The following is a 16,130-nucleotide window of genomic DNA, read 5'->3' on the forward strand; positions in this document are numbered from 1 at the left end:
CCGAATTGTAGAAAAGCTTTTGCTGATGCTGATAAAAAGCTCTATTATCCCCCTTAAGAAATAGAGTATGAGTAAATTATAACATCAGTAAAGGGGATAATTGTAAATGATGGAAACTGAGCTTCTATACCCTGATTGGGCTGTTTATTTATCTTATCTTTTGTTCATTTGGCAGTAAAACTCGGTTCCTGATCAAGATCTTCAATAATCCATATCCCATGACTGCTCCTGTGACGGAACTGATGGTGAAGGCAGGGATGAGTCCAAATAATGTCGCTTCTTTTCCAAAGAAAAGAACGGCAATGGGGTAGGTCGCCATGGCTCCTAGAAGTCCTGTGCCAATGACTTCTCCTGTGGCTGCGAGCCCGATTTTCTTTGTTTTGCTGTAAAGAATAGCGGCTAAGAAGGCACCAATCATGCTGCCTGGATAGGCAAACACACTGCCTGTTCCTGTGATATTTCTGATTGTGGAAGAAAGGAATGCCTGCATAACCGCATAGGCTGGGCCAAGAAGGACAGCTGAAAGTAAATTAACGAGATGCTGTATGGGAAAGATCTTGGCAAAGCCGATAGGGATGTAAATCAGGCTGCTTGTTATAGTTGTGATCGCCGTTAGTAAAGCGGTCATGGTCAATTTGGTAATCGTGGACATTAAGGTTTCACTCTCCTATCTGTCTATGAATCAGCTTGATTTCGACGCTTAAATGGGCCAATCCAGCTGTTTGTCATTCATTTCCCAAAACAAATATTCATATTTGGATGTTACCTGAAAATATTCCTCAAGCTTAGCTAGTTCACGCTCCGGTTTTCCTTCTGCCAGTTCATCCATCAGTTGAATGAGCGATTTCGTACCTTCAGCAAACTCGATAGAGTCATAGGTTTCAATCCAATTGGCATAAGGGTTGAAGGTGAGCCCGTCTCCATATTGTTTTCTAAGTAATTTTCCGATTTCCCAATAATCCCAGGCACATGGTAATAAGCAGGCGACTACATCAGCTAAGCTGCCATTTTGAGCGATATTCAGCATATAGCTTGTATACGCTACATTAGTGGGGGTTGCTTTGGTTGACTCCAGCTCATGCCGGCTGATTCCGAAGCTTTCGGCATATTGCCGATGCAATTCCATTTCGACATGCAAAGTGTCATGTAAGATAGCAGCGAACGTATTCATCGTTTTCAGGTTGTGCGCTTTGATGGCACCGATGGCAAATAATTTTGCATAATCGATTAAATACACATAATCCTGTTTTAAATAATGAACGAACTTCTCCTTCTCTAAAGTACCTTTCCCTAATCCTTGCACGAATGGATGACGATGATTTCGTTCCCAAATCGGTTGTACATTTTGATACAGTCTTTCCGTGAATGTCGTCATTTCATATCCTCCTTTATGAAATAGAGTTGATCCTCGTCGGTAAAGCAGCTAGTGAATAGCAACAGAAATAAACAAAATAAAAACCACCTCCCTATACGGGAAGTGGCAATAACGATTGAAATAATAGTCGTCGAAATCATTCCTACTTCCCTCCGCTAGTGTTAACTAGATCAGGTTCAAAGGGTTCATCTCAGCCGATTGGCGCCCCTAGTAAGTGCGAATATGAAGGCAGAATAGGAGAGAAATATCTTCTCTCAAACATCTAACCTTATTTCTTATAGCTTAACATATTATTGGATGGAAACAACCATTTTTAGGAAAAACGAGAGTGTTATAGGGAAACGAAAAACCACCTCTGGTATATCCAGCAGGCGGTTTCATCGTTTTAAACTTTTATAGTCCTTTTACAAGATTACGAACAATCTCGGCGGAATTCTCAGCCGCTTTCGTTTCGAATTCCTCGTATGTGACATCTGCTTCGCCGTTGGCAAGGTCAGAAATGGCACGGATAATAGTTACAGGAATCTGATTAACACTTGCTACATGAGCAATGGCCGCTCCTTCCATTTCAGCTGCATACGCATCAAAAGACTCAATCAATTCTTCCTTCAAGGCTTGGTCGCTTACAAATATGTCACCTGAAGCGATTGTGCCGATATAGGCTTTGTTATCCTTCATAACCTCATTAGCGATAGCTTGAGTTTTTTCTGCTAGCTCTTTATCTGTTTGGAAATAGGTTGCCTTTCCATCCTCAGACATATCAGAAATATATCCTTTCTCATGGCCGAAAGCGGTGATATCCATATCATGCTGTACCGCTTGATTGGATACGACGATATCTCCTACCTCTAATTCGCTGTATAATCCGCCTGCCACACCTGTATTGATCAATGTATCAACATCAAATTCATCAATCAAGATTTGGGCACAAAGGGCAGCGTTAACTTTCCCAACTCCTGATTTGACGATAACAACATCTCGGTCGTTTAATTCTCCAGTATGGAATTCGAGACCCGCTATTTCCTTCACTTCAGCATTTGCCAATTCCGATTGGAGGCTAGTGACCTCAGAATCCATGGCTCCGATAATGCCGATTGGCTTTACTTCCTCTGCTTGATTTCCTTCATTGTTCGCGCTGCAGCCTGCCATTAATACAAAGGAAGACAAGATGACCGCCAATGTTTTTTTCATAAATAAATCCTCCAATACCGAAATAAATAATACAACACTATCATTATATTTATATATAAACACTTGTCAATAAATAAAACATATGTTTATTTAAAATTTTTTATTATTGTTCGTATATATGGCATTTTGGTTTAAAAAATAAAGGGGATAACATCTTAATGGGATTGAAATCCGAACGTTGGGTTCGTGCCATCAAACTAATCAAGCCCCGAAGTTTATTTAGCAATCAACCGTATTAGGAAGAAGCATGGTTGGGTATAAAAGGAATAGAGATATATAGGAGAGGAAGATGCGGGATGGAGTTAAAAACCATATTATTTGATTTTGATGGAACGATTGCAGATACCCTGCCGGCAGCATTTGATGCATTTCGATATGTATTCAAGAAATACGACGGAAAAGAAATGACGGATGAGGACATCGTACAGTATTTTGGTCCGATTGAGGATGAGATGCTGAGAAAGCATCTAGAACATAAGGATAAGCTGAACCAAGCCATTGAGGATTTTTATGAGCAATATGAAAAAGGGCATGACCGAGAATTTGAGGGTCTGGAGAAAATCCAGGAGATGCTTGAGCAATTCAAGGAGATGGATCTCAATCTTGGGATTGTAACAGGTAAGAGCAGAAGATCCCTAACCTTTTCGCTTGAAGCATTAGGGATATATGATTACTTCGACGTTACCATTGCGGGTGATGATGTAAAGAACCCGAAACCGGATAAGGAGGGGGTTGAGAAGTGTATGAAGCTTCTCCAAAACAAGCCTTCAGAGGTCTTATTCGTCGGTGACAGCGAGTCGGATATGGCTGCCGGAGCAGCTGCAGGTGTGAAGACGGCGGCAGCCCAATGGTTCAGTACGGTTCAAACATCTGATTTTAAAACCGAACCGGATTATACGTTCACTTCTATCTCCGATTTTTGTCAGTATATCGAAGGTCATCAGCAGGCTAAAAAAGAAAAAAAGATTCATTGAAGCTTAAAAACTCCTTGTCCAAATGGATAAGGAGTTTTTTGTGTCGGTTAATAACGCCTCATTTGCTATAATAATGATAGTGATTGGAAGGAGGCAGAATCTTTGGGCAAAAAAAGTATTCTAGCAAGCTTTTTATTTATATTACTATTCATATCAGTCGGGTGCAGCGATGACTCTGTTCAGCCAGAAAGCCGGCTGAATGACTATGTGAAATTGTGGAACAAGCAGGACTTTGAAGAAATGTATACAGATTATCTTTCGGCTTCCACAAAGGAATCCTACAAAAGTGAAGACTTCATCGACCGTTACGAAAAGGTTTACAGTGATCTTGGCATAACCGATTTAAAGGTGGAGACCGCATTTGAAGGGGAGCAGGATCGTGAGGACAAGGAACAGGTCACACTTCCGATAAAGGTGAAAATGAACTCCATTGCAGGAGAAATTGAGTTTGATAAGGATGTTGAATTAAAGAAAGAGACACGTGATGAGGAAGAGAATTGGTATATCAATTGGGATACAACCTTCATCTTACCAGATTTACAAAAGGACGAGAAAATTGGCATTAAATCTACGAAAGCGCAAAGGGGAGAAATTTTTGACCGAAATGGAAAGGGTCTTGCCATAAACGGGACTGCCCAGCAGGTTGGAATCGTACCAGAGCAATTCGATGATACGAAGAAGGCAGAAGTTGCAAAAATTCTAGATAATACGACAGAATACATTGATAAGCAATTAAATCAAAGCTGGGTAGAACCATCTCTATTTGTGCCAATCCAAAAGATTGCCAAGGATGATAAGGAACGAATCGAACAGCTTAATGCAATTGACGGAGTTCAGTTCAGTGAAACGGCCGTTCGTGAATACCCTTATAAGGAAAGTGCTGCCCATTTGACCGGGTATGTTGGGACAATCACTGCCGAAGAGCTTGAGAAGCATGAGGATAAGGGATATTCAGCGAGCAGTGTCATTGGGAAGCGTGGACTCGAGGAATTATTGGAGGAGCAGCTCCGGGGCAAGGATGGCTATACCATCTATATTGACCGAGAAGAACCGGCCGTAATCGCAGAAACAGAGCCTGAGGATGGTCAAAGCGTCACATTAATGGTTGATGCTGACCTGCAGAAGACAGCCTATACGAATATGAAAGGTGTTGCCGGTACGTTCTCAGCTGTCCAGCCTGAAACAGGAGATGTACTTGCCTTAGTTAGCTCTCCATCCTTTGACCCAAATGATTTCATCTTAGGTATGAGTGCCGAGAATTATAAGAAACTAGAGGAAAATGCAAAGCAGCCTCTATTGAATCGTTTTGCAGCGACCTTCTCACCAGGGTCATCCATAAAGCCGCTCATTGCCATGATAGGCCTTAATGCTGGAACACTTGATCCGAATAAAACAATCGATATCTCCGGGTTGAAATGGTCCAAGGGAGAGGAGTGGGGAAATGCTTCCATTACGCGCGTGACCGATCCAAAGCGCCCTGTTGATTTAGAAGCGGCTCTTCAATACTCCGATAATATTTATTTCGCCCAGACAGCTCTAGCCATTGGGGAAGATAAATTAATAAGTGGTTTGAAGGATTTGGGAGTAGGGGAGGAAAAGTTCCCGCTTGAATACCCGATAAGGGCCTCTCAAATTTCCAATGATGGGAAACTGACGAGCAGTAAGCTGCTCGCAGATACCGGGTACGGCCAAGGAGAAGTACTCATGAGCCTTGTTCATCTTGCTTCCCTTTATGGCGGTATCGTTCAAGATGGTACACTTATGAAGCCGCGATTATTTGAGACAACAGAAGCAGCTGTTTGGAAGGAATCCATCACCTCAAGCGACAATGCCGCTCTGCTGAAGAAGGATATGCGCAAGGTCGTCACAGATGGAACCGCAACGGCAGCCAAGTCGGATCAGTTTGCTTTAGCAGGAAAGACCGGTACAGCAGAATTAAAGAAAAGTCAGGATGAAAAGGGACAGGAAAATGGCCTGTTTGTCGCCTATGACCAAAATAATCCTAACGCCGTCATGTCCATCCTAGTGGAGAATGTCCAAGATGAAGGTGGAGGCAAGGCTGTTCAGAAAATGGTCCTGCAAACATTCGAGAAATGGGAAGCAGAAGGACGGAATTGAATAAGATAAAACACCAGCTGTCAGGATAGCTGGTGTTTTTTTATGGGAGGCATAGGAGAGCGGAAGATAGAGCTGACTTGAATAACTGGGTCTAGCTAGGCAGACTCGTTCAACTAGGATTTACCTGAAAATAACAAAATGTTACAATTGAGGCAGTGCAGCTTTCCTGCAAAAGGGGGAAAAGGAGGTACATGCTTTGTCTATTGGATTTCTTGCCCTTATCACGATGGCCATATGGGTCATCCAAATGAATGAATTAATGAAGCCTGAAGAAAAGCAAGACAATAGAAAAACCATCGTCTTCACTTCCTTCGGCTGCTTGTTAACAACCATCTTAACCGTCCAGATTTTTCAACATTTCATCGCTTGAAAAGTAATCAGAGGTTTCTTTATATAGAGCTATTTGAGAACGGGTGCTTTTCTCTACGATCGGGAGCTGATTGATCAGCTCTTTTTTTTATTTTGGAAAAGAGGCTGGTTAGAGGAAGAAGGAATTTGAAAAAATCATAAGAAATATGAGTCTCTAAACAGACAAATAAGGGGAAATCATGGACTTGTGACTGATTCGGTTATAAGGCCATTATTAGAAAGGATCATTCGTATTGGTAACCGAGGGTATTAAGAAAGTTATTAAGATATTAAATATGGAAGAGGTAGGAATAAAGGGAATCTCGAAAATTGGAGAAGGAGCATGGCACTCTGTTTATAAAATTGAAAAAATTATGGAAGATGCCATTGTCATAAGGATAAAGAAAAAGAAGGCTTATGGACAATTACAGGAATTTAAAGAGCTTGACCTGAAAACTGAATATGAATCTTCAAAGGCTTACTACGGACTGGCCAACCAATGTTCTGTTAATTTTTGTCCGTCATTTTTCAAATACTTTTTAGATGAATCAATTGTATTTACCGTTGAAAGTTTTATGGGTAAGGGAAGAAGGATTCAAAGTTTAAATCATATAGAAGCAATCAGTCTTGGGAGAAAACTAGGGGTTTTCTTTCAAGCTATGCACGGAAAATCTCCTGGTATAAAAGGATTCGGTAACCTGGTGTGGAATGGTGAGAGCCTTGAAGGTAGTGTGCAGAAAGATTCAGCTCAAATATGGCAGGCTGATAACCATTACTACGTTAGTGTTATGCATAAATTGATTGCTGCTGATTTAGAGTTTGATAGAGATATAATCGTTGAAAAGATACAAACCATAATCAAAAACAGACGAGAAAACCAACAAACCATTTCTTTAGTCAATCAAGATATAACACCAGAAAACATCATTTTCGATTATCCGGATGTTTCTCTCATTGATCCGTTTCCAAGGCTGGATTTCAATCTAAAATATGCAGGTTATTTTGTTTTTTGTTATAAATTCCTTCTGATGGCTTATTCGAATGCACCAAGGTATCAAAAAAATCAATATCATGAAAATTATGAGGTTCTTAGTAAAATAGCAGATGGTTTTATTGATGGGTACATAGATGAAAGTGAATCTTTGTATAAGCAGATAATGGATGAATACATCTTATGGACATTGTTAGAAACATATGAACACTATGAGATGTTAAGTAAAGAGAAATTAAGCCAAAAAACTGTGTTACAAATGGGAAATAAGGATATAATCCATCAGCGACTTAAATTATGTTTAGAATACTTAGTGAATTTATGTAGAATCTAATAGTTTAGGGCTAGGTATGATGCCTTCCTTTTTCATTGGGTGATTATTTTAGAAAGATGCATATAAACAACCAGGGGCAATAAATTATGTGCCGGCCATGTCCCAAATAACCGTAACGGCGTCATGATGGCTAGTGCTTTTTATATGGAGATTGATTGTCGCTTCCTACTATTAGGACTAGTGGGATGGAGAGAAATACACTCGACTCCTGCGGGAAGACCCCACAGGCACATGTGCCGAGGAGGCTCAAGCCTTCCTCCCCGCGGAAGCGACTACACTTCGCGGAATGGAACGAATTTATATTTTCAACTGCTAGTGAATAGGAATAATAAGGTATAACCATTCGTTTTGTCCTAGCCTCCATGTTTTTTCTCGAAATGAACTGTTTTTAATTCACTTTACAACACCAGCTGCCCAAACAGGCTGTTTAGAATGAGTGCCATTCCCAAGTTAATTTACATAATATTTTTATTTTCTAAATTAACAAACAATACTGCTAAACAGCCCCTTATTGATAATCTGCCTATTTAATCGAGAAAATGAACAAAAAAAGGGAGATACTTTGTCGAAAAGTATCTCCTAATAATTGAGAATATAGTTTTGCAAATGAGAATAGAATTTGTTAAATTTGATTGCTTACAGTTCTATTAAACTTCTTCTGGAATGTTAATTCCAAGACCAGCGGCTACAAGTGTACCGTATTCTGGGTCTGCTTTGTAGAAGTGCTGGATTTGACGTTCAATGATTTCAGGAATCGTTACGCCTTTCATGGCTCCAACAATGTTGTTGACAAGGTTCGCACGTTCCTCGTTGCTCAATAAGCGGTATAGATCGCCTGCTTGAGTGTAGAAGTCATCGTTGTCGTATGGTGTGCTTGCAGCATAGCCTTCGACTTCATAGGCGGCTTGCTGGTCTTGCTTGGACTCGTATGGTCCGCCAAAGCTGTTTGGCTCATAGTATACAGAGCCCCCGCCATTGGATGTTGGGTTCATTTGACCATCGCGTTGGTGGTTGTTCACTTCAACAGCAGGGCGGTTGATTGGCAAGTGGTTATGGTTCGCACCAACACGGTAGCGGTGAGCATCCGCATAGGCGAACAAACGGCCTTGCAATAATTTATCTGGTGATACATCTACGCCAGGTACTAGGTTACCAGGGGAGAATGTTGCTTGTTCTACTTCAGCGAAGTAGTTTTCAGGGTTTTTGTTAAGAACCATGCGGCCTACTTCGATTAATGGATAGTCTTTTTGAGACCATACTTTTGTTACATCGAATGGATCGAAGCGGTATGTGTTTGCATCTTCAAGCGGCATGATTTGGACACATAGCTTCCAAGATGGATAGTCTCCAGCTTCGATTGCATTATGAAGATCTTCGATATGGTAGTCAGGGTTCGTACCAGCTAGCTCTGCTGCCAATTCAGAAGATAGGTTCTTGATGCCTTGCTCGGATTTCCAGTGATACTTGATCCATACGCCTTGACCTTCAGCGTTTGTCCATTTGAATGTATGGCTTCCGAAACCATGCATATGGCGCCATGTTGCCGGGATACCACGGTCAGACATAAGAATGGTTACTTGGTGCAAGGACTCAGGAGACAGGCTCCAGAAATCCCAAACGGCATTTGGGTTTTTCAAGTGGGTTTTTGGATCACGCTTTTGCGTATGTATGAAATCTGGGAATTTGATCGCGTCACGAATGAAGAATACTGGCGTGTTGTTACCAACGATATCGTAGTTTCCTTCTTCAGTGTACAATTTAACGGCAAATCCACGCGGGTCACGCAATGTGTCAGCTGCACCTAGTTCTCCGGCTACTGTAGAGAAACGGATGAATAATGGTGTTTTCTTACCGACTTCAGATAGGAAAGCCGCTTTCGTGTATTGTGTCACATCATTTGTTACTTCAAAGTAACCATGAGCGCCGCCGCCTTTTGCGTGAACAACACGTTCAGGTACTCTTTCACGGTTAAAGTGTGCCAATTTTTCTAATAGATGCACATCTTGGATTAGCGTAGGTCCGCGTCTGCCTGCTGTGATGGAGTTTTGGTTATCTCCAACAGGAGCGCCCCAGCTAGTTGTTAATTTTTTGCTCATTTTCCATATCACCTCTTGTTTAGGATAAACCTATTATATTAATTTTTATTTAGATTATCAATTAAAAACATCTATTTAATTAAAATTATTATAAACTAGGAAATTATTAGGCGGTGGAGGATGAGGTTTAAACAAGGGACAATTTTGTTGCCCCTGTCTAACAAAATTGGAAGATAGAAATGAGGATTTTGCTAGTATGCTTATGGGAGATGAAAAACATCAGGTAAGATCAGTGTCAAAAGGGTGAAATGAAACATGTTAGAAAGGGAAAGAAAGCTATTAAGTGTGATCTCAAGACAAATGTCTGTTGAAGGAGGATATGTTACCCATCGGTCAGGCACCTCGGATGACATGCCAATCGTAGCTGAAATCCATGGGGTCAAACAAGATGAGGCAGTCAATATATTGAAGAGATTTGGTGCATTGATTGAAACATCTGTCTCTAAAAGGACATATCAAATTCTTGGTTATTTGATTTATTTCTCCTTACACCAATGATTCATTCAAAGTGTCATCTCTATAGAAGGATTTACATTGTTCATTATATCATTCAGATGAAAATCTTTCCAATTGCATATAGATAAGATAAAATATTCATTAAACACATAAAACATATTGGAGAGGTGTGATTTAATGGCTGAGCAAGTTCGAACAATTCCGCGGCCGTTAGTACGTTTGAATCAATGGTTTATCTTTTTGAGTGTTGTGCTGACATGGGTGACGGGAATCCATGAGATATTAGCCATTCCGCTTATCGCAGGCTTAATGGGCCTGGTATTTAATTTTAATCCGATTATGAGAGCGGGAAGATTATTCTTGCGCAAAAAAACTTCAGAATATATCCCGGAGGAATGGGATCAGCAGCAATTCAATCAAACGATTGCGGTTATATGCTTAAGCGGCGGCTTGATCAGCTTTTATGCAGGCTGGAACGCGGTTGCCTATGCATTTACAATGATGGTTGCGGCTGCTTCCTTTATCGCCATTCTCGGATTTTGCATTGGCTGCTTCATCCGTTTTCAATGGAAGCAGTATAGGTATAAACGCTCCATTAAAAAGGCGTAATTCAATTATTGGCTACTTCAGGCAAGCCTCTATGACGGGTTTGTCTTTTCTTTTTAGTTAAAGGGTTCGCTGAACCTGCTTTTTAGAGAAAGAATCGATGAAAGGCTACATATAATGTGAAGACTTGTTCCTTTTTAGTTCAAGAGGTCACCATTCCTTCTGCGACTCATAAACTGTACCATGCATTCCTAGTTGACTAATATTTGAGGACGCACACTGGACGTATATCACGCATAGGATGAATTGAAAATGTTTGAGGAGGGTAACCTTGTATGTCACAATATAGAGATATCATTGCAAAGGCAGTAGTGGCAAAGGGACGAAAGTTTACGAAGGCCAATCATACGATTTGTCCTGAAAATGGCCCAACCAGCATTCTGGGCTGCTGGATCATTAATCATACGTATGAAGCCAAGAAGATTGGCAAGAAAGTAGAAATTGCAGGATACTATGATGTCAACATCTGGTATTCATATTGCAAAAATACCAAAACAGAGGTAAAAACGGAGAAGGTTCCCTATAAAGATGTTATCAAGCTGAAATACAGGGACCAGACCGTTTATGATGACAATGAAGTCATCGCAAAGGTTGTGCAGCAGCCGAATTGCATTGAATGCTTGATATCCCCTTGCGGAGAGAAAATTGCGGTTCATGTTGAACGCGAGTTCCTGGTTGAAATAATCGGGGAAACCAAATTATCCGTAGCTATCCTGGAAAATGTATCGAGCGACGAAGAAAGCTGGGAATTTGATGTGGATGATGAAGAATTAGAGGATATTAATCCGAATTTCCTTCATGATGAAGAATCATCCTCCTCTGAACACGAAGAGTCAAGCGGCGGAATGCCCCCTCGAAAAAGACCAGTAAAAGATAATAGGGACTGAGCACTAGAGAGGGAACTCTCTAGTTTTTTTATGGAATCTTATGGATGAGACAGGCAACTTTTTTCGGCGGATGTACTTGAGTGCTATGTTATAATATTTTATGATAACTCCTCTCTGAACTCAGGTGCATAAAGCTTTAGACGATCTGCCTGGGACAGAGCTTTAGATAAAGAAGGAAAAGAAAGGTTTTGGGAAAATGGAAGTGGCTGCATACACGCCGATGATACAGCAATATTTACGGATAAAAGCCGATTACCAGGACGCGTTTTTGTTTTTCCGTCTTGGTGATTTTTATGAAATGTTTTTCGAGGATGCGATGACAGCCTCAAAGGAATTGGAAATTACTCTTACCGCCAAGAATGGGGGCGGAGACCAGAAAATTCCGATGTGCGGGGTCCCGTATCACTCGGCACAGTCTTATATTGAAACGCTAGTGGACCGCGGTTATAAGGTGGCCATTTGTGAGCAAACAGAAGACCCTAAAGCAGCAAAGGGCGTTGTAAAACGTGAGGTTGTGCAGCTCGTTACTCCGGGAACGATGATGGAGGGCAAAGGTCTGTCTGATAAGGAAAATAATTACCTTGCCTCTATTTCCGAAATTCCAGGAGGATATGGGGTCGGCTATCTTGATTTAACAACCGGCGAAAACCGGGTTACGCATTTTGCTGACTTCAAGGAGGTCTTGAATGAGGTATCGGTCATTGGATCTCGTGAGGTCGTTGTCGCACCGGACTTAGGCGCTGAAAGGGAAGTTCAATTAAAGGAACGCGGGATTGCTGCGATTTCCTATGAAGCAGATCAAGAGATAAAGGAGCCATTCGCTGCCTTGCTGGCAGACGTTAAACAGGACGGACTGCCTGAGACGCTGGCTCGTCTCTTCAATTATATAGAGCGCACGCAAAAACGCAGCCTCGATCATATCCAGGCAGCTGAGCATTACCGATCAGAACAATATTTAAAGATTGATTATTTCTCCAAGCGAAATCTCGAGCTGACGGAAACCATTCGTTCTAAAGGGAAGAAGGGGTCTCTTCTTTGGCTTCTGGATGAGACAAAGACGGCCATGGGCGGAAGAAGACTAAAGCAATGGATTGAGCGGCCGCTTATCAATGAAACAGAAATAGAAGCACGCCTATCCATGGTGGAAACCTTCATGGACCGATTCTTCGAGCGCGAGGAATTGCGGGAGCTGCTTCATGAAGTCTATGATCTGGAACGATTGACAGGTCGAGTTTCGTATGGGAATGTGAATGCCCGCGACCTTTTACAGCTGAAGCGTTCCTTGCAGCAGGTTCCCGCCATCATTGATGTCATGGGTCGTCTGCCGAATGAGGCAGCGCAGACAATCGCTGCCAGAATGGACCCTTGTGAGGAAGTGACGGACATCCTTGAGCGTGCCCTTCATGAAAGCCCGCCTATCTCCATTAAAGAAGGCGGCATTATTCGCGAAGGATATAATGAAGATCTTGACCGCTACCGTGATGCATCAAAGAACGGAAAGACATGGATTGCTCAGCTTGAGCAGCGGGAGCGAGAGCGGACTGGCATTCGTTCCTTGAAGGTCGGCTATAATCGAGTATTCGGTTATTATATTGAAATCACAAAAGCGAATCTTCATCTCCTCCATGATGACCGCTATGACCGCAAGCAAACATTGGCCAATGCAGAGCGTTATATCACGCCTGAGCTGAAGGAGAAGGAAACAATCATCCTTGAGGCAGAAGAGAAAAGCACGGGACTTGAGTATGACCTCTTCTGTGAGCTAAGAGATCATATTAAGGAATATATTCCGCGTTTGCAGCAGCTGGCTCAAGAAATCAGTGAACTGGATTGCCTGCAATGCTTCTCCACGATTAGTGAGCGCCAGCATTATGTGAGGCCAACCTTCTCGCATGATAAGACGATGATTATTGAGAATGGACGCCATCCGGTGGTCGAAAAAGTTCTTAAAACACAGGAATATGTGCCGAATGATTGCAAAATGGACAAGCATAATGAGATACTCCTGATTACTGGACCGAATATGGCCGGTAAGAGTACGTATATGCGCCAAATTGCCTTAACATCCATCATGGCGCAAATCGGCTGCTTTGTTCCGGCAGATAAAGCCGTTTTGCCGATTTTTGACCAAGTATTCACGCGTATTGGTGCTGCCGATGATTTGATTTCCGGCCAAAGTACGTTCATGGTCGAGATGCTAGAGGCCAATCATGCGATTACGAATGCGACAGAGCGAAGCCTGCTTTTATTTGACGAGATTGGACGCGGCACATCCACCTATGATGGAATGGCGCTTGCACAGTCCATCATTGAATACATCCATAATCATATTGGGGCAGCGACTCTCTTCTCGACGCACTACCATGAAATGACCGTGCTTGCCGATAAGCTGGATAACCTGAAGAATGTTCACGTTCGAGCGGTTGAGCAAAACGGCAAAGTCATCTTCCTGCATAAGGTAGTTGATGGGCCGGCAGACCGTAGCTACGGTATTCACGTGGCTCAGCTGGCAGAAATGCCGCAGGCGGTTATTACAAGGGCGAAGGAGATCCTAACCGTTCTTGAGGATGGGAAGAAGAAAACGCCTGAGGTGAAAACAGCGGAGGTCCAAACTCCAGCACGTGAGGAAGCAGCGGCTGAACAAGCGCAGCTATCCTTCTTTGGTGCGGCGGATGAAAAGGAAACGAAGAAACCGTTAAAAGGAAAAGAACAGAAGGCCATTGAGGAATTGAAGTCATTATCCGTCTTGGAAATGACACCGCTTGAAGCGTTGAATGCCCTCTATGCGCTGCAGAAGAAATTGAAATAATACATGAACGGAAAGGAGCAGGCCAAATGGGAAAGATAGTGCTGTTAGATGATTTATTGTCCAACAAGATTGCAGCCGGGGAAGTGGTCGAACGGCCATCCTCGGTCGTGAAGGAATTGGTTGAAAATGCTATCGATGCTAACAGTACGGTCATCGAGATCTATGTCGAGGAGGCCGGCTTGCAATCAATCCGGATTATCGATAATGGCGAAGGAATGGAAGAGGACGATGCCGTCAATGCCTTCCACCGCCATGCAACAAGTAAAATCAAGGATGAGAACGACCTCTTCCGAATCCGGACGTTAGGGTTCAGAGGAGAGGCTCTTCCTTCCATTGCCTCTGTCTCAAAGTTTGAACTGAAAACATCAACCGGGGAAGGTCCCGGCACGAGAGTCTATCTAGAAGGCGGAAAGCTGATCACGAAGGAATCGTATTCAAGCCGTAAGGGGACGGATATTGTGGTCAGTGAGCTCTTCTTTAATACACCTGCTAGACTGAAGTACGTCAAAAGCGTGCATACCGAGCTCGGGAATATCACGGATGTGGTAAACAGACTGTCCTTGTCACATCCGGACATTTCCTTTAAGCTCGTTCATAATGACCGAGTCTTGCTGCAAACCTCGGGGAATAAAAACCCGCTCCAAGTGCTCGCAGGCATTTATGGGATGCAGACCGCTCAGAAGATGCTGCCATTTGAGGCGTCCACTCTTGATTTCTCTATTAAGGGCTATGCCGGTTCACCCGAGATGACACGTGCCTCGCGCAATTATATGACCATTCTCGTGAATGGGCGCTTTATTAAGAATTTCGTGATTGCTAAGGCCATCCTTGAAGGCTATCATACATTATTGCCGATTGGGCGCTATCCGATTGTTCTCTTGAATATTGAAATGGACCCGCTCCTGGTTGATGTCAATGTCCATCCATCGAAAATGGAGGTTCGTTTCAGCAAGGAGCAAGAATTGATGGAGCTCATTCGGGACGCAATTAAACAAACCTTTAAGAAGGAAACGCTCATCCCAAGCGGTGCGCCGGTAAAGCGTGAAGAAAAGCCGAAATCTGAACAAGCGCAATTCACGTTTATGGAAAGACCGTCACCTGAGAAACAGCCTGTCGTTCCGACTCCTCCAGCTATCCCATCAGGTACGGATGGATTCTCGGTAATCTATGAGCCGCCTGAAACAGCTAAGGAGCCAACAGAACACATGGCACCTATCCCAGAACAGCCTGCACACGCTGAAGAGCCACCCGTTTGGCAGGATGAGGAGCCTGAACAAGAGGTGAGTCATACGGACGAATCAGCAGAAATCGAGCAGGATGAGCCGACTCAGCAGGCACAGCCGAAAGTGGAGCGGGAAAGCCGGATTCCGCCGCTCTATCCAATTGGCCAGCTGCATGGCACCTACATCCTTGCCCAGAATGATCAAGGCTTGTACATGATTGATCAGCATGCTGCCCAGGAACGGATTAAATATGAATTCTTCAAGGAAAAGGTCGGAGAGGTTAATAAGGAGCTGCAGGACATGCTCGTTCCGCTCACACTTGAATACTCAACAGATGATTTCATCAAGCTGGAGGAGAATAAAAGTGAGCTTGAGGCGGTTGGAGTATTCCTTGAGCCGTTCGGCCAAAACAGCTATATCGTCCGTTCCCACCCAACCTGGTTCCCAGCTGGGATGGAGGAGCAAATCATCGACGAAATGATCCATCAAGTACTGACGCTGAAAAAGGTGGATATCAAAAAGCTGCGCGAAGAAGCAGCCATTATGATGAGCTGTAAAGGCTCCATTAAGGCTAATCGCCATTTGCGCAATGATGAGATAACCGCCTTGCTTGATGAGCTGCGGCATACGAATGACCCATTCACATGCCCGCACGGACGCCCAATCATTATCCACTACTCGATATATGAGCTGGAAAAGATGTTTAAGAGGGTTATGTAAGA

13 protein-coding genes and 1 riboswitch are annotated in these 16,130 nt (G+C 42.9%); of the genes, 9 read left to right on the top strand and 4 right to left on the bottom strand.

Annotation, left to right across the window (positions count from 1 at the left end):
- Positions 1-148: 148 nt before the first annotated feature.
- The 3 genes from thiW to ACI35L_RS05365 form a co-directional block, all read right to left on the bottom strand.
- On the bottom strand, positions 149-652 hold the full coding sequence (thiW, locus tag ACI35L_RS05355) for an energy coupling factor transporter S component ThiW (protein ID WP_439802402.1): 504 nt from the start codon (positions 650-652) through the stop codon (positions 149-151).
- A gap of 48 nt (positions 653-700) precedes the next feature.
- The gene (gene tenA / locus ACI35L_RS05360) at positions 701-1,375 is read right to left on the bottom strand and encodes a thiaminase II (RefSeq protein ID WP_439802403.1); all 675 of its coding nucleotides are present in this window, start codon (positions 1,373-1,375) and stop codon (positions 701-703) included.
- 130 nt (positions 1,376-1,505) lie between these two features.
- Positions 1,506-1,594: riboswitch (TPP riboswitch) on the bottom strand.
- Positions 1,595-1,768: 174 nt separating this feature from the next.
- Positions 1,769-2,566: a 5'-methylthioadenosine/adenosylhomocysteine nucleosidase gene (locus ACI35L_RS05365; RefSeq protein ID WP_439802404.1), complete on the bottom strand. Its 798-nt coding sequence runs from the start codon at positions 2,564-2,566 to the stop codon at positions 1,769-1,771.
- Between the two features lie 296 nt (positions 2,567-2,862).
- On the opposite strand from ACI35L_RS05365, the gene ACI35L_RS05370 reads away from it, so the two are divergent.
- The 4 genes from ACI35L_RS05370 (at position 2,863) to ACI35L_RS05385 (ending at position 7,331) form a co-directional block, all read left to right on the top strand.
- The gene (locus tag ACI35L_RS05370) at positions 2,863-3,540 is read left to right on the top strand and encodes an HAD family hydrolase (protein ID WP_439802405.1); all 678 of its coding nucleotides are present in this window, start codon (positions 2,863-2,865) and stop codon (positions 3,538-3,540) included.
- Between the two features lie 102 nt (positions 3,541-3,642).
- Positions 3,643-5,658, top strand: a complete 2,016-nt coding sequence (locus tag ACI35L_RS05375; protein ID WP_439802406.1) for a penicillin-binding transpeptidase domain-containing protein — start codon at positions 3,643-3,645, stop codon at positions 5,656-5,658.
- A 196-nt stretch (positions 5,659-5,854) separates the two neighbouring features.
- Positions 5,855-6,028, top strand: a complete 174-nt coding sequence (locus ACI35L_RS05380) for a hypothetical protein (protein ID WP_439802407.1) — start codon at positions 5,855-5,857, stop codon at positions 6,026-6,028.
- Positions 6,029-6,302: 274 nt separating this feature from the next.
- Positions 6,303-7,331: a hypothetical protein gene (locus tag ACI35L_RS05385; RefSeq protein WP_439802408.1), complete on the top strand. Its 1,029-nt coding sequence runs from the start codon at positions 6,303-6,305 to the stop codon at positions 7,329-7,331.
- 647 nt (positions 7,332-7,978) lie between these two features.
- Here ACI35L_RS05385 and katA read toward each other — a convergent pair.
- Complete coding sequence (gene katA, locus ACI35L_RS05390; RefSeq protein WP_049671207.1) at positions 7,979-9,427, bottom strand: catalase KatA; 1,449 nt, start codon at positions 9,425-9,427, stop codon at positions 7,979-7,981.
- A gap of 255 nt (positions 9,428-9,682) precedes the next feature.
- Here katA and ACI35L_RS05395 point away from each other — a divergent pair, with 255 nt between their 5' ends.
- The 5 genes from ACI35L_RS05395 (at position 9,683) to mutL (ending at position 16,128) form a co-directional block, all read left to right on the top strand.
- Positions 9,683-9,925, top strand: a complete 243-nt coding sequence (locus ACI35L_RS05395) for a hypothetical protein (protein WP_049671206.1) — start codon at positions 9,683-9,685, stop codon at positions 9,923-9,925.
- 135 nt (positions 9,926-10,060) lie between these two features.
- Positions 10,061-10,492, top strand: coding sequence for a DUF4395 domain-containing protein (locus tag ACI35L_RS05400; protein ID WP_049671205.1), 432 nt, complete (start codon positions 10,061-10,063; stop codon positions 10,490-10,492).
- Positions 10,493-10,764: 272 nt separating this feature from the next.
- Positions 10,765-11,376, top strand: a complete 612-nt coding sequence (gene cotE, locus ACI35L_RS05405; protein WP_082197125.1) for an outer spore coat protein CotE — start codon at positions 10,765-10,767, stop codon at positions 11,374-11,376.
- A gap of 202 nt (positions 11,377-11,578) precedes the next feature.
- Positions 11,579-14,185, top strand: a complete 2,607-nt coding sequence (gene mutS / locus ACI35L_RS05410) for a DNA mismatch repair protein MutS (RefSeq protein ID WP_439802410.1) — start codon at positions 11,579-11,581, stop codon at positions 14,183-14,185.
- Positions 14,186-14,211: 26 nt separating this feature from the next.
- A complete protein-coding gene (gene mutL / locus ACI35L_RS05415; RefSeq protein WP_439802409.1) occupies positions 14,212-16,128 on the top strand; it encodes a DNA mismatch repair endonuclease MutL in 1,917 nt (638 codons plus the stop codon).
- Positions 16,129-16,130: the final 2 nt, after the last annotated feature.

Origin of the sequence: Pradoshia sp. (genome assembly GCF_051873915.1) — a bacterium.
GTDB lineage: Bacteria > Bacillota > Bacilli > Bacillales > Pradoshiaceae > Pradoshia.

What these genes read in the sequence shown, in the direction of transcription:
- thiW (WP_439802402.1), bottom strand. Translation starts at nt 652, where the DNA reads ATGTCCACGATTACCAAATTGACCATGACCGCTTTACTAACGGCGATC.
- tenA (WP_439802403.1), bottom strand. Translation starts at nt 1,375, where the DNA reads ATGACGACATTCACGGAAAGACTGTATCAAAATGTACAACCGATTTGG.
- ACI35L_RS05365 (WP_439802404.1), bottom strand. Translation starts at nt 2,566, where the DNA reads ATGAAAAAAACATTGGCGGTCATCTTGTCTTCCTTTGTATTAATGGCA.
- ACI35L_RS05370 (WP_439802405.1), top strand. Translation starts at nt 2,863, where the DNA reads ATGGAGTTAAAAACCATATTATTTGATTTTGATGGAACGATTGCAGAT.
- ACI35L_RS05385 (WP_439802408.1), top strand. Translation starts at nt 6,303, where the DNA reads ATGGAAGAGGTAGGAATAAAGGGAATCTCGAAAATTGGAGAAGGAGCA.
- katA (WP_049671207.1), bottom strand. Translation starts at nt 9,427, where the DNA reads ATGAGCAAAAAATTAACAACTAGCTGGGGCGCTCCTGTTGGAGATAAC.
- ACI35L_RS05395 (WP_049671206.1), top strand. Translation starts at nt 9,683, where the DNA reads ATGTTAGAAAGGGAAAGAAAGCTATTAAGTGTGATCTCAAGACAAATG.
- ACI35L_RS05400 (WP_049671205.1), top strand. Translation starts at nt 10,061, where the DNA reads ATGGCTGAGCAAGTTCGAACAATTCCGCGGCCGTTAGTACGTTTGAAT.
- cotE (WP_082197125.1), top strand. Translation starts at nt 10,765, where the DNA reads ATGTCACAATATAGAGATATCATTGCAAAGGCAGTAGTGGCAAAGGGA.
- mutL (WP_439802409.1), top strand. Translation starts at nt 14,212, where the DNA reads ATGGGAAAGATAGTGCTGTTAGATGATTTATTGTCCAACAAGATTGCA.